The organism is Mangrovibacterium sp. (assembly GCF_041596335.1).
GTDB lineage: Bacteria > Bacteroidota > Bacteroidia > Bacteroidales > Prolixibacteraceae > Mangrovibacterium.
On the sequence record NZ_JBFHIT010000004.1, the window covers coordinates 128,181 to 143,860 of the forward strand.

Consider the following 15,680-nt stretch of genomic DNA (forward strand, 5'->3'; position numbering starts at 1 on the left):
GAACTAAATATTAAGATTTATAGGTGCAGGAGAAATTCATTTTCTCCTGCATTTTAATCGCCGCCTAAACAATGATTCATGGATAAGAATATGTTAGTTAAGCCTTTGAGCCTTTGTGTTGTAATCGCTGCTTCAGCTTGTCAACCAACGCCAAAGGGAAATCAAGAAAATGATTTATCATCTTCCAAACCCAATATCATCTACATTTTGGCCGATGATATGGGATATGGTGATTTGAGCTGCTACGGACAGCAAGAATACCAAACGCCTAATATCGATAAAATGGCAGCGAATGGTATTCGGTTTACCCAGCACTATGCCGGGTCAACTGTTTGTGCACCATCTCGCTCGTCGTTGTTAACCGGCGAACATACAGGTCATACGCCTGTTCGGGGCAATTTGGAGGTAAAACCCGAAGGGCAGCATCCGATGCCTGCCAACACCCTCACCATAGCCAAGTTGATGAAACAGGCCGGTTACACAACCGGTGCTTTTGGAAAATGGGGCTTGGGTTTCCCGGGGTCTGAAGGAGATCCAAACAACCAGGGATTTGATGAGTTCTATGGTTACAATTGCCAACGAATGGCTCATCGCTATTATCCGCCTTACCTCTGGCATAATCAGGAGAAAGTACAAATGGCCGGTAACGATTGGAAGAGCACGGTTACCTATGCGCAGGATGAAATTCAGAAGGCAACATTAGAGTTTATTGAGAAAAATAAAAGTAACACATTCTTTGCTTATGTGCCAATTGTGTTGCCTCATGCTGAGTTAATTTCGCCCAACGATTCAATTTATCAAAAGTTCGACGATAAGTTTGAGGAAACACCGTACGAAGGGCCGGCCGACGGCGACTACGGCCCTAATCTAAACATCTGGAAATATTGTTCGCAACCGAAGCCCAGAGCTACTTTTGCTTCCATGAACTCCAGAGTAGATGCTTACGTCGGTCAGATCATAGAAAAACTGGAAGAATTGGGAATTGCTGAAAATACGATTGTCATGTTTTCGAGCGACAATGGCCCACACGAGGAAGGTGGAGCCGATCCTGAGTTTTTTAATAGCAATGGCAATTTAAAAGGATTCAAAAGAGACTTGTACGAAGGCGGAATTCGTGTGCCTTTTATCGCCTACTGGCCCGGAAAAATTAAGCCGGGAGTAAGTGATCATGTTTCAGCATTTTGGGACGTAATGCCTACTTGTGCCGAACTCGCGGGAATTGAGCTGGACAGTGCAACTGATGGTCTGTCGTTTTTGCCGGAGCTTCTGGGACAAAACGAAAAGCAGCAAAAACATGAATTCCTGTATTGGGAATTTCATGAGCTGGGTGGCCGTTTGGCAGTTAGAATGGGCGATTGGAAAGGCGTTATTTATGACGTGAAAAAGCAGGATAAACCATTCGAATTATACAATCTTCTAGTTGATGAGGGCGAGGAAAATAATGTCGCTGCAGAGCATCCGGAAGTTGTTGCGAAGATGAAAGAGTATATGAAGACTGCCAGAACAGAATCTGAAACCTTTGCTTTTGAAGCGCAAACCTTGTCGGGAATGTAGCATTGTGCCGGCAATAGCGAGCAAAAGCTGCGAAATATATCTGGCTATATACGTTTAATTTGTGAATCATGGTAGTGTGTAGATCCCTGTTAAAACTGTTTGCGTTCGGTCTCCTGGTGCCCGTTTCTGGTTGCGGCCAGTTAGCTGAGTCGACCCGGAAAAAGAATACAGAGAAGCCGAATGTGGTTTTTATTATGGTTGACGACCTGGGATGGAGCGACCTGGGGTATATGGGAAGCAACTACTATGAAACACCCAATATTGCTCGGTTGGCAGGCAACGGCATGGTGTTTACGAACGCCTATGCCGGTGCTGCTAATTGCGCTCCAAGCCGTGCTGCTTTAATGTCCGGGATGAGTGCTCCCCGAACCGGCGTTTATACCGTTTCTCCATCCGACAGGGGAAACGCGAAGAGCAGAAAACTAATTCCAATTGAAAACACCGATTTTATAAACGATAGTGTTTATACCCTGGCCGAAATGTTTAAAGATGCCGGCTATGTAACCGGACACTTTGGTAAATGGCATATTGGCGAAGATCCTGGTACGCAGGGATTTGATGTGAATATAGGTGGAGGTCGCTGGGGGCATCCAAAAAGCTATTTCGCGCCCTATGTCTATCCTGAAATTGAGGCCCCCGAAGGTGAATACCTGACCGACCGTATTACCGGTGAGGCCATTACGTTTATCGAGAACAATAAAAATAACCCGTTTTTTTTGTACCTGCCCTTTTATACCGTGCATACGCCAATTCAGGGCAAGCAGGCTATCGTAGAAAAGTACCGGCAAAAAGCGGGCAACAACAATCATAACCGACCGGATTATGCAGCCATGATTGAAACCATGGATTTTAATGTCGGCAGAGTGCTGGATAAGCTGGATGAATTAGAGCTTTCAAATACCCTTTTGGTATTTACCTCCGATAATGGGGGAATTTTTGCAGTTAGCAAACAAACGCCTCTGCGCGCTGGCAAAGGGTCGTATTACGAAGGAGGCATCCGGGTGCCTCTCATTGTCCGCTGGCCGGGAATGATCTCTCACCGGATAACCGATGTTCCGGTTGTTCATTTGGACTTCTTTCCAACGTTTAAGGACATCATTGGCGCCGACATTCCGGGCAACCAGCCCATGGATGGAACAAGCCTTAAAAACTTGCTGATTGATGGCGAAGAGTTGGATGAACGCCCGATCTTTTTTCACTTCCCGGTTTATCTGCAGGCATATTCAAAAACATCGGGCTGTAACCGGGACCCCTTATTCCGAACACGGCCGGGCACATCGGTGCGATATGGCGATTGGAAATTGCTTCATTTTTATGAAGATGACGATTATGAGCTGTATAACCTGAAAACAGATTCGGGAGAAAAGGAAAACCTTGTAAATGAGCATCCTGGAAAAGCGGATGAACTAAAAATATTGATGGATAATTGGTGCGAAGAGACAAATGCGCCAATACCAAATCAGCTAAATCCCGATTTCGATTCGCACTGGAATCAGGAACAAATTTCAAAATACAGAACTGAATTAAACGATCTTCCATAATTGCGGTTGGCGAAGCAGGTGACGGAAGAATAAACCCGATGTAAATGAAAAGATTGACGATCATATTGGTATTCGCGGCAAATTTGTTGGTAGGCCATGCCCTCTATGCACAACGAATGAGCATTGATTTCAATGCTGGGTGGAGGTTTAGTTTGCAAGATTTGCCAACTGCTTCAAAAGTGGATTTTGATGACACCGGTTGGAAGAACCTCTCTATTCCGCATGATTGGGCACACGAGGGAGGTGTTTCGAAAGATGGTGCGCAAAGTGAGCAGGGCGGATATTTTGATGGTGGAATTGGATGGTACCGAAAAAGCTTCGATGTTCCCGCCGAATGGCTCAGCAAACTTGTGACGATTGAATTCGATGGCGTGTACATGAACAGCGAAGTGTGGATTAACGGTCACTATCTGGGCAAACGACCTTATGGTTACATTTCATTTCGTTACGATTTATCGGACTACCTCATTTCGGGCAACAACTGCATCGCGGTGCGAGTCGACAATTCCAAAGAACCCTCCGCCCGATGGTATCATCCGTGCGGTATTTATGCGCCTGTTCGCTTAGTGGCTACCGGCAATCATCGGATTGCACCCAATGGTATCGCGATCACTTCACCAATTGCCACATCCCAAAAAGCGAATCTGAAAATAGCGACCGAGCTATTGAGTAGCTCATCAAAAAAGAAAAAATTAAGTTTAGAGACCACGATCACCAACCCGTCGGGTAAAACGCTCGACGTTTCACGCGCCACTTTAAACTGGGAAAATGATACCGTATGTCAGTCTGTTCAGGAGCTCTCGCTGGAGAACCCAAACTTGTGGAGTCCTGAAACACCTTATTTGTACATAATTACGAGTCGCTTGTGGGAAGGACGCAACCTGCTTGATGTGGTTGAAACGAAATACGGAATCAGACAGATTGAATGGAAAACCGACTCCGGCTTTTGGCTAAACGGGGAACAAACTAAGTTGCTGGGCGTTTGCGAACACTACGAAGGTGGCCCGGTTGGCGGGGCGTGGACAAAACCTCTTTTAAGGTGGAAGTTGGCCTTGCTGAAAGAAATGGGTGTAAATGCCATTCGAACGGCTCATAATCCGGCACCTCCCATGTTTTACGAGCTATGCGACGAAATGGGATTTCTTGTAATGGATGAAATTTTTGACGGATGGAAACGGAAAGCAAAAATGGACTACGGTGCTCAGGCCTTTGATGAATGGTGGGAAGCGGATTTGACGGAATGGATAAAGCGAAACCGGAATTATTCTTCAATAATCATTTACAGCGTAGGTAACGAAACCGATGGCGAGATTGCCGAAAGTCTGGTTGCGAAATGTCACCAATTGGATCCTACCCGTTTGGTTACTTCCGGTCATAGTGCCTCCGAGTTTATGGATGTTTTTGGTGTAAACGGGGGAAGCGAAAAGCAAGGGTTTTATAGTAAAGAAAGACCGGATAAACCCTTTGTTGCAACAGAGGCACCGCATACCTGGCAAACTCGTGGTTATTACCGTACAAAAACCTGGTTTCGCGATGGCTACCCCAATAAAGGACAACAACCGTTTGAGCTGCCTGACCTTACCGAAACGGAAGTCTTTCAATACGAATGGGCTGCGCAGGATAAGTGGGTGAACGGAAAACAACATTTCAATTCGTCGTATGATAATGCTACGGTTCGTATTTCGGCTCGTAAAAATTGGGAGTTGATGCGCGACCTACCTTGGTACAGCGGGCATTTCCGATGGACAGGGTTCGACTATTTCGGCGAAGCCGGATATGTGCATGGTGGATGGCCGTTCCGCTTATTCATGGGTGGAGCGCTTGATGTTGCCGGCTTTGAAAAAGATCTGTTTTATTTCTACCAAAGCCAATGGACCGAAAAACCGATGGTTCATATTCTGCCGCACTGGACTCACCCAACGCTTAAAGAAGGAACCGAAATTCCGGTTTGGGTGTATTCGAATTGCGACGAAGTGGAGTTGTTTCTGAACGGAGAATCAATGGGGAAAGACAAACCGGGCACGAAATGGGACGAAATGCAATGCGAATGGATGGTTCCCTGGGAAGCCGGAACAATTGAGGCCATAGGCTTCAAAAATGGGAATGAAGTTGTACGTATGGTGCACCGCACTGCTGGCAGCCCTGCCGGAATTCAGCTGACGAACGATTCTGTTCATTTCAATATTTTAAAGGATAACACAGCCATTGTTACCACTGCGGTGACCGATGCTGCCGGCGTAGTTTATCCCTATGGCGAAAACACGATTTATTACCATATTGACGGAAATGCTAAACTAATTTCGCTGGAAAATGGCGACCCAGTTGACACCACACCGAATGTCGGCGTGAATTACCGCAAAGCTTTTATGGGCTTAACAAGAACCTTCCTGAAATTGGGAGAAAAAGCTCAAAACGTTGGCATTACAGCCGGTGCTATTCTCGGAGAAAAACAGTTCATCACTTCAAATAAGGTATTCATTGATGTTAAAAAACTAACGCTGGTTGGTGATCCCAATACCGAACTTGTACAAATATTCTACACGGTGGATGGCACAGACGCGACAACAAAAAGCAAGTTATACAGTGGGCCTTTTACGGTAGAATTGGGAACAACGGTGAAGGCAATTGTTGTGCAAAATGGTGAAATAATCCTGACGATGACCGAGCGGTTTGATAAGGATTTGGGACTTTGCTGGGAGGAAGAAAAAAGCGCCCGAACTGCAAACGATCGTGCGGCGGGAATGCGGGCTGTTGATGCCGACTTTACAGGAGCTTCTGTAGAAGGTACAAATGATGAAAAATACCTCGACTTTAAAAGTGGCGAAGGCAAAATTATCTGGTATCAGGAAAATGACGGCAGTGCCGGACTTTTCACCCTAAAACTAAGCTATGCGAATATGGATCCGCAATCAATGCGCCCAATGGATCTGATTATCAATACTAAAAAAGTTGCGACACTCAGCTTTAAGCCGACTGGTTCCTGGAGCTCTGATTGGCAACAAGTAACGACCGTTCAAAGCCTGAAAGCAGGCGCAAATTATATTGAACTGCATACGACCGGAGAAAGTGCTCCGAATATTTTAATGATTCAAGTAGACTAAATTTCGATATGAATACGGTAAAAAGATCGTTTCTCGCTCTATCAGCAATTTTAATTGGTGCTGCCGGAACTTCAGCACAGAAGGAGAAGCCCAACATCATTTTTATAATGGCCGACGATTTGGGGTATGGCGATTTAGGTTGTTACGGCCAAACAAATACCCGCACTCCAAATTTGGATCAGATGGCGGCCGAAGGAGTGATCTTCACCAATCACTATTCAGGTTCAACCGTTTGTATGCCATCCCGGGCAAGTTTGTTAACCGGCTACGATCAGGGACATGCTTCGGTGCGGGGGAATCCTGCTTGGACACAAAGTGGCGCTCCGGTTAACCTTAAAGCAAACGAACTAACGGTAGCCAATGAACTCAAAGGTGCTGGCTACAACACGGCTATAATCGGGAAATGGGGACTTTCGGAAGGAAAAGCCGAGGGGAACATGCCATCAAACCATGGCTTTGACTATTTCCTGGGATACAAAACTCACGGAGAAGCCCATCACTACTATTGGGATACACTTTATCGCAACAACGAGCCTTTTATTCTCGAAGGCAACAAATTTGAACTGAAGCAGGGGAAATATACCCACGACATATTTGTTAACGAGGCTCTTAGCTATGTTGAACGGGAAAAGGATCACCCATTCTTCCTGTATTTGGCACTAACCATTCCGCATTTGGAATTAACCGTTCCCGAAGAGTCGAAAGAACCCTACCTGGATTTGGGATGGCCTAAACGAAAAATGAATACTACCGGCCATTACAAAAACGACGAGGAAGGAAACACAACCTACGCGGGGATGATTTCGCGTATGGACAAAGATCTAGGACGGCTGTTTGCTAAGCTTAAAGAGCTTGGAATTGACGACAACACGATTGTGATTTTTACCAGTGATAATGGCCCGGAATACGAAAAACAAGATAAATTTTTTAACAGCAACGGCGAATTACGGGGTGGCAAACGCGAATTATACGAGGGCGGCATACGCGTTCCGTTTATTGCCCGGTATCCCGGAAAAATTCCGGCCGGTTCTACCAGTACGCTCATTTCCGCGTTTTGGGATTTTCTGCCAACAGCCTGCGAATTGGCCGGTGTTGCGCCTTCAAATACGGACATCAATGGAATTTCAATGGTTCCGGAATTTATGGGAGATCATGCCAAGCAGCAAACGCACGAATACTTATACTGGGAGTTCAACGAAATGCATGGCCCCATTCAGGCTATCCGAAAAAATGACTGGAAGTTGGTGTGGAGGCTCGAAAGTGCCCCTGAGTTATATAACCTTTCGACAGATATAAGCGAATCTGTAAACCTTTCACAGCAAGAACCTGAAAAGCTAAAGGAGATGCTTGAACTATTGAACAGCGCAAGAACTGATCATGATGAGTTCCCATTGCAAACAAGGGAGCTGGCGATTAAAAGGAGAAAGAATAACTAAACCGACATGGTGGGCGAATAGTCAATTGCCTGGCTGTGATATAATATGGCTGAATTATAACGAGATTATAATCAATAACTTATAAAAATAAAATCCAATGAAAAAACTACTTGTACTTTGCCTAATAGGCCTGCTTTTCACAAGGACCAATGCGCAGCAAAAGAAAATATGGAACGAAACTGAAGAGGAAAAAACAGAACGGATGGCTTGGTGGACCGAAGCTCGTTTTGGTATGTTTATTCATTGGGGATTATATGCGCAACCGGCCCGCCACGAGTGGGTGAAGAAAAGGGAACGGATATCTGATCAGGATTATCAAAAATATTTCGAGATGTTCAATCCGGATCTTTTCAATCCAACAGAGTGGGCTAAAAAAGCAAAAGCTGCAGGGATGAAATATGCTGTGATCACCACCAAGCACCACGAAGGCTTCTGTATGTTCGATTCAAAGCAAACTGATTATGATATTATGAATACCCCGTATGGAAAGGATATTCTGAAAGAATGGGTTGATGCTTTCCGTGCCGAAGGGTTGGGTATTGGATTCTATTATTCAATCATCGATTGGCACCATCCTGAGTTTACCATTGATAGCCGTCACCCGCAGAGCGCGAAATCGAAAGAAGAATATAACGAGCTGAACAAGGATCGTGATATGGGAATTTATCGGCAGTACATGAAAAATCAGGTTGAAGAATTGCTTACCAATTACGGGAAAGTAGATATTCTTTGGTTGGATTTCTCCTATCCGGGCGAGTTCGGAAAAGATAAAGACGACTGGGGATCGGTTGAGTTGCTGAAGATGGTTCGCAAACTTCAACCCGGAATTTTGGTAAACGACCGCCTGGACTTGAAAGACTACCAGGGGGGATGGGATTTTACAACTCCCGAGCAGTTCAAAGTGGATAAGTGGCCCGAAGAAAACGGCGTTCGTATTCCTTGGGAAACCTGCCAGACTTTTTCCGGTTCGTGGGGCTACCATCGCGACGAAAACACCTGGAAGGATAATAAGCAACTGTTGACATTGCTGATTGAATCGGTGAGCAAAGGTGGAAATGTATTGCTGAATGTAGGCCCTACTGCACGTGGGATGTTTGATTACCGCGCTGACGAGCGTCTTGAAGGGATGGGAGAGTGGATGAAATTTAATAGTCGCGCCATTTATGGGTGTACACAAGCTCCGGACGTTCTTCAGACTCCGGCTAATTCGTTACTCACTTACAATCCGAAAACGAATCGTCTTTATGTTCATTTGTTAGACTATCCGTTACAGAATTTTGTGATGCCGGGTTTTGCTGATAAAGTGAAATATGCACAGTTTTTACATGATGGTTCAGAGATTAAAGTAGGTAAACGCCACGGCGCATGGGGCAAAGACGAATTAGATGCTAAAGCGTTGAATCTGATTTTGCCGGTTAATAAACCAAACGTTGAAATTCCGGTTATCGAGCTGTTTTTAAACGACTAATCGTAACGCGTTTCAACCTAACTTTTTCGAATAGATACCAATATCAAACGAATAAAGAATGAACCGAATTATTTCAATCATTTTTGCCACTGTATTCTTTTTAAGCGCCAATGCTCAAACTACAATCTATACGAACGATATGGATTATGTACTGGGCGACGTAAAACAGGCTTTCATTCAAGATAAAATAACAACACAGGAGCAGGCCCAAAACCTAATAAAAGGCTTGAAGAATTTGGGCGTGAATGGCATACGGGTCCCAATTTTTGCAGAAGGAATGGATCCCAATAAACCCATGTTCGATTATTTCTATAGTCTGGCGGTGGCCGAAGGATTTCCAATTTTTGCCAATCCGGCTCAATCCAGTGGAGGACAGCGAATAGCGATTGGTATTTTGAATGGAGACCTCAGTTCAGTAAAGGATGATAGCGAGAAAACAGCTGTTCTAATCAACAGGATAAAGGACTTTGCAGCGGAATATTCTTGCAAATGGATCAATCCCTTCAATGAGGACGGAGCTCCGGGAGGAGCCTGGAGTGCAAGTCAAATGAATCTTATTTATTCCAGCTTGAAAGGTCAGGTAAATGGCGCTGAACTCATTGGACCCTGTGCGTGGGGAATTCCGGCAAGTACTCGTGTATTGGAAGAAACAACTATTGCCGACGACATAACGATTGCAGGAACCCATAATTTGGGTTTTAATCACGAAAACTGGGATGATTTTATAGCCGTTGCCAAAGCAAAAAACTTGCCTGTTTGGGATTCGGAAGTAAACCATAATGATGTTTACACCACCGGATCACGACTTGAGGTAGCTGTGGCAGCCGGAGTCGATGGGTTGGTAATGTACAATATTTGGAACACCATCGATCTGACAACCGGTGCAATCGGTAATTCAGGGAAAGAACACATGGCAATTTATCTGAAGAACATGCCAGCTCTCACACCGGGATCTCAAATTGACGGTGGTGACTGGGTCGAAAAAACCAGTGTTGTGGCAAGTGCAGGAAGTAAAATAAACTTTGCTCCAATGCCTGAAAGTGGTACCTGGAGTTGGAGCGGGCCGAATGATTTTACTGCAACAACGCGCGAAATTTCAATTGATAATATCGACGCAAACAATACGGGCGAATATGTGGCATCGTACACCAGCCCGGAAGGCGACATAAATCACCTGGTGATGACATTGGCACTATCGTGCACAAATTCTCCTTCATTAACATCGTATTACCGAATTGACAAGGAGAACTGGTTCACAGGGACAACATTAAATTTGGATGAGGGAAGTTATCTGGAGCTCGGACCCCAAACTTCGTCTACCGGTTCATGGATCTGGAGTGGCCCGAACGGATACACATCCGGTTCACGCCAAATTACCATTTCTGATGTTAACAAGACTGATGAAGGTGTGTACACTGCTACTTTTATCGATGAAAGTGGTTGCGGAAACAGCCTTGAATTTGATGTTTCCGTCAACGACACTGATGTTTCGTTTCCTGATCCTGACGCCCGATACTTTATCGATTGTCCGGAATGGAACTTGAGATTGGGAGCCGATGGCACCAATGCCTTTACAACTTCAACTTCAGCGACCGATTATCAGGTGCAGTGGACAGTGAAGGAATCGACAAACGAAGGTTACTATTACATCGACTGCATCGGAAGTGTGGCAGATCCCCGAATCAGGACAGACCGTAGCGATTTTGCAGACATGACAGGACGGAGCTCAACCGGAACCCAGGCTAAATGGAGTTTGACTAGAAATGACGATGATACCTTTTTCCTGTCAACAACCTTGGACAATACGTCGATGCCCCGCTTACAGGTTAATTCAGCGGGAGAAGTACGCATGGTGTCAACAGGGCTTGTCGACAATACCGTAAAGTTTACGTTTACTGATATTGAAAAAGGTCGGGTCGGTAATGAATCTACCGTTACTGCCATTAACGAAACACCGGTGGCAGTGTCAGAATTAATCTTTCCAGGTTTGCTGGAAAATTCAGGAGCCCAATTTCTTCCATTGAACTATGTTGCCAATGTCATTAGCTATCAGTTAGATATATACACGATTCAGGGGCAGCACATCTTTACATCCAACAATATGGAAATTGGCTGGAGTCCCTGCCAACAACGAGGCCTGTTTCTTTATCGGGTGAGCTACAGCAAGTCTGATGGCAAACTAATCAGAACAAGCGGTAAGGTTTACTGCAACGGGTTCTAGAATTTAAGTCAACCGATGATGAGTGTTTTCAGATTCTATGAATCATGTTGAAAGCGAATACAAATGAATTAAACCAAATAGAAGAAAAATCAATAAGACATGGATAGAAGAAACTTTTTACAATTAGTAGCCGCTGCCGGAGCAGGAACTTTGCTGCTTCCGGGGTGTATGGGAAAATCGCAAGCTTATATTCCAGCTTTTTTAAACAATGATAAAGACCTCTACCTTCAGGACCCGCGCAAGGCCGCAATAGAATGGTTCAGAAACGCCCGTTACGGGATGTTTATTCATTACGGTTTATACTCGATCCCCGGACGTGGAGAGTGGGTGCAATTGTCAGATAAAATGCACGTGGCCGACTATGCAAAGTTAGCCGATCAGTTTACCGCCGAAAAATTCGATGCTGATTTCATTACCGATTTGGCTTTGGAGGCCGAAATGAAATATATCAATATTACCACTCGTCACCACGATAGTTTCTGCTTGTGGGATACAAAATTTACCGATTTTAAAAGTACAAATTCACCAGCTAAACGCGACCTGATTGCAGAGCTTTACGAGCAATGTAACAAGAAAGGATTGGGCTTGTACCTGTATTATTCTCACGGCCGCGACTGGCGCCATCCACATGCGCCCAACAATGGAGATTGGGGTGGTAATGCCCGGCCGCAATACGACACACAGGAGCCTTACTATAAATATGGCGATGAGAACAAGCTGGAGGTCTATCTCGAGTATATGTACAATCAGGTCGACGAATTGCTAACGATGTTTCCCGGTGTTGGTGCTATTTGGCTGGATGGTATTGGTGTGCCGCTGTCAGGCGACCGGTCGTTGTTTAAGTGTCAGGAGTTGTACGATATGATTCATGCCAAGCAGCCACACATGTTAGTGTCGTACAAGCAGGGATTGTTGGGAACAGAGGACTTTTTGGCACCGGAACGTAAATATGAGTCGGATGGTCGACCGGAGAAGCCCCTTGAGTTGTGCGATCATTTACAACGTAATAAATGGGGATATGCTTCGGAGCAAGATGGAAAACACAAAACCAAAGAGGAGGTGATTGCCATGTTGAAAAAAGCGGATAGTTATCCGGCGAATCTTTTGTTGAACACCGGGTCGCTTCCTTCGGGCGAAATGCACCCCGAAGATGTAAAAGTGCTCCGCGAAGTTGGTCAGGAAATTAGGAATAAAGGCTGGGAAGGAGTATTATCGTGAAAAGGAGAGGGCTGCTTTTAGCCGTATTTTTATTGCTGGTAGCGCAAGTGTTTGCCGGCAACCTTCGTCTGGGGTCGCCGTTTACCGAGCACATGGTATTGCAACGCGACCAGCCAATTCAGGTGTGGGGCGAGGCTGTCCCCGGTTCTTCAGTATCCGTAAAGCTGGGAAACTACATCGCGACTGCACCAACCAATTCCGTTGGCGAATGGAAGGCAACACTTCCCAAACAAAAAGCGGGTGGCCCTTTCAGCTTTTCGGTGATTTCGGGCGATGAGTCGCTGGCATTTACCGATGTAATGATTGGTGACGTATGGATCTGTTCGGGGCAGTCGAATATGCAAATGGGCTTTAAGGGGATTCCCGAAGTTGCCGAACTGGAAGCTAAAGCAAAGAATATTCGCACGTTTAAATTTAAGCGAACAGTTGCTTTCGAAGAGCAAAAATACATTGATGGCCAATGGGTTGATGAAGTTCCGGAGAGTGCAGTCGCTTTTTCGTTTGCTTACTTTCTGGAAGCTGAAGCCGATGTTCCGGTTGGCATTATTCTAACCTGTTGGGGAAGTTCTTCTATCGAAGGCTGGATGCCGCGTGATATGACTGAAAAGCTGCCTCATTTCAAAAAAATAATGGCCGAATTTGATGCCGACGAGGTGAAAAAGGCTAAAATCGACAGCATCCTGGCGGTGGAGCAACGGTCGACTCCCGGCGATATCTTATTGCGCACGCAGCCCAACATCATCTACAATGCCATGATGAAACCTTTTGCACCCTATGCCTGCCGGGGGATCGTCTGGTACCAGGGCGAAGCCAATGCCAAAAATATTGATGATATGTTGCAGTATGGCGAAACGTTGCCTTTGTGGATCGAGCGTATGCGAAACGAGTGGAATCAACCTGATTTGCATTTTCTGGGCGTGATGTTGCCGGGCTATGGCAACCAGTTGCAACCTCTCGAATTAACCGACAGCTTAATGGAAAGTCCGGAAGCTCTTTCGTGGGCGTGGATGCGCGAATCGCAATGTAAAGCGTTGGAACTGCCTAATACGGCAATTGCTACAACGATCGACCTGGGAGATAAAACCAACATTCACCCTAAGGATAAATTACCTGTTGGGCAGCGTCTGGCCTTGCTGGCGGGTAAATCTACACTGGGATACAAAGGCTTGTCCGATGGTCCGCTGCTGAAAAAAGTGTCGATTAAGCGGAACTCAATCGTCATTGCCTATGAAAATGCCAAAGGCTTAAAAACCACGGATGGTGACTTGCCAAAAGCATTTTGGATGGCCGGTGTGTCCGGAAAATGGGTGCGTGCCACAGCTACAATAAAGGGTGAAAAAGTGGTTTTGACTTCAAGTGAGCTGACAGCTCCAACGTATGTGAGATATGCTTTCTCGGCAATGCCCAATGTTAATCTGGTCAATGCCGCCGGTTTGCCGGCTCGTCCGTTTCGGACCGATAAATTTAAGGCCGAATAGAACAACTAATTTATTCGAATCCGAATGTACACGGTAAGTGTCGGAATTGAATTCAGGGAAGAATGAAAAAACAAGAACCGAGATGAAAATACTTCAACCTAAATACTTAAGCTGGATTTACATCGCTTTTATGTTCCCGATGCTTGCCGGCGCACAGTCGGTGACGATCGATGCGACTGACTATAAACAGACCATCGACATGATGGGCGGCGATATGGAACGAAGCTCAAATGCCATTCAAAGTGCTAAGAATAAAGAAGAAATAGTAGACTGGGCATTTAAAGACATCGCTTTTAATGTTTGCCGGGTGCAGTTCGATAAAAATCAGGAACTGGAGGAAGGCACCAAAAATTGGGATTTCTATGCCAAGCAAATCCTGTCCATGAAAATGGTCAAGGAAAGCAATCCGGCGATCAGGTTTTTTGCGACCCCCCGAACCGATTACGACGGGTATGGCGACAATAATAATCTTCCCGATTGGTTTTGCAACTACAAAACCAAAGCAATTGATACCGATAAATATGGCATTTTTCTGGCCGATTATGTGGAGTACATGAGCCAGCAAGGTTTGCCTATTTCGTACTTGTCAATTGTAAAAGAGTGGAGTAGTTACGTAACTGCTGCGGTTGCAAAAGAAGTAATCCTGAAACTGAACAGCGAACTGGATGCCCGCCAAATTGAAAAACCACTCATTATCGATCAGGGCTACTGGAGTTTAAGTCAGGGGATCAAGCAACTGGCCGACATTGCGACGCTGGGATCTAAAGACCTTTATTACGCGTTTTGTACGCACAATTATCAAAAAGAAGATGAAACAAAGTGGAGTGCGTTTATTACCGCCTCTACAAATTTAGGCAAAGCGGCTTATGACGACGAAACCGGCGGTGGCTATGGAGGTCCAACATCAGGTGTTGAACCGGAGATTACTTCACCATTGGCTGCCTATGTCGAAAAATGTGTGATGTATAAATCGGGTTTAAAGGGAGAAATATTTTTCGAAATCTGGTCGCGAGGTATAAACAAAGAAACCCGAGCCATCTATTTCCCATGGGGTGGCACAGGTGCCCCAATGCGTGGCTACTACATCATGAAACAGTTCGCGAATAACATATTGGACAGCAGATATATAACTTCCTCTGTGAACTCGATGTCTGATGTGTACACTATGGCCTTCCGACTGGACGATAAAGTCGTAGTGTGGGTAATCAACAATGGTACAATTGACTACAGTGCTGTTCCTGTTTCAATTTCAAACGATAAGATTGCCGGTGAAGTCAGTAAAACCTACTGGACCGCTAACAGCCCAATAACGGGTTCTTCTGAAAATGTCTCTGCGCAAACCAATGCGTTTCAGACCGATATTGCTTCGCAAAGCTTGAACTGCTTCATTTTTAATGTGGGAACAACAACTTCGTCAATTGATATTGAGAAAAACGACTATATCGTTTTTCCAACCCGGGTGAAAAATGGCAAGGTCTACTTACATCCGGACTACCAGTCGTCGCAACCTCGTATTTTTAATTTGAATGGTAAAATGGCTCAAAATATTGAGGTCGATACAAACGAAATTAGTGTTGCCGGCTTAACTCCGGGAGTGTACATCGTTCAGCTCACAATGCAGGACAAACAACTGAGTCAAAAAATAATTATTGAATAAATACAG

Annotated in this window: 9 protein-coding genes; all 9 read left to right on the forward strand. The window is 45.2% G+C overall.

Annotated features, from left to right (window positions below; all coding sequences use genetic code 11):
• Positions 1–78 precede the first annotated feature (78 nt).
• A complete protein-coding gene (locus tag ABZD21_RS02920; RefSeq protein WP_372772785.1) occupies positions 79–1,554 on the forward strand; it encodes an arylsulfatase in 1,476 nt (491 codons plus the stop codon).
• Positions 1,555–1,622: 68 nt separating this feature from the next.
• Positions 1,623–3,095 carry a sulfatase gene (locus ABZD21_RS02925; protein ID WP_372772786.1) on the forward strand — a complete coding sequence of 491 codons (1,473 nt, stop codon included), beginning with the start codon at positions 1,623–1,625 and terminating at the stop codon, positions 3,093–3,095.
• A gap of 44 nt (positions 3,096–3,139) precedes the next feature.
• Positions 3,140–6,196, forward strand: coding sequence for a sugar-binding domain-containing protein (locus tag ABZD21_RS02930; RefSeq protein WP_372772788.1), 3,057 nt, complete (start codon positions 3,140–3,142; stop codon positions 6,194–6,196).
• An 8-nt stretch (positions 6,197–6,204) separates the two neighbouring features.
• Positions 6,205–7,632 (forward strand): arylsulfatase, encoded by a 1,428-nt coding sequence (locus ABZD21_RS02935; protein WP_372772789.1) that lies wholly within the window; start codon positions 6,205–6,207, stop codon positions 7,630–7,632.
• 97 nt (positions 7,633–7,729) lie between these two features.
• Entirely contained in the window at positions 7,730–9,100 is a 1,371-nt protein-coding gene (locus ABZD21_RS02940) for an alpha-L-fucosidase (RefSeq protein ID WP_372772790.1), read from the forward strand.
• A 58-nt stretch (positions 9,101–9,158) separates the two neighbouring features.
• Complete coding sequence (locus tag ABZD21_RS02945) at positions 9,159–11,321, forward strand: hypothetical protein (protein ID WP_372772791.1); 2,163 nt, start codon at positions 9,159–9,161, stop codon at positions 11,319–11,321.
• 99 nt (positions 11,322–11,420) lie between these two features.
• A complete protein-coding gene (locus ABZD21_RS02950) occupies positions 11,421–12,539 on the forward strand; it encodes an alpha-L-fucosidase (protein ID WP_372772793.1) in 1,119 nt (372 codons plus the stop codon).
• Entirely contained in the window at positions 12,536–14,017 is a 1,482-nt protein-coding gene (locus tag ABZD21_RS02955; RefSeq protein ID WP_372772794.1) for a sialate O-acetylesterase, read from the forward strand. Before ABZD21_RS02950 ends, ABZD21_RS02955 begins: the two co-directional genes overlap by 4 nt.
• Positions 14,018–14,099: 82 nt before the next feature.
• Positions 14,100–15,674, forward strand: coding sequence for a T9SS type A sorting domain-containing protein (locus tag ABZD21_RS02960; protein ID WP_372772795.1), 1,575 nt, complete (start codon positions 14,100–14,102; stop codon positions 15,672–15,674).
• The last annotated feature ends 6 nt before the right edge of the window (positions 15,675–15,680 follow it).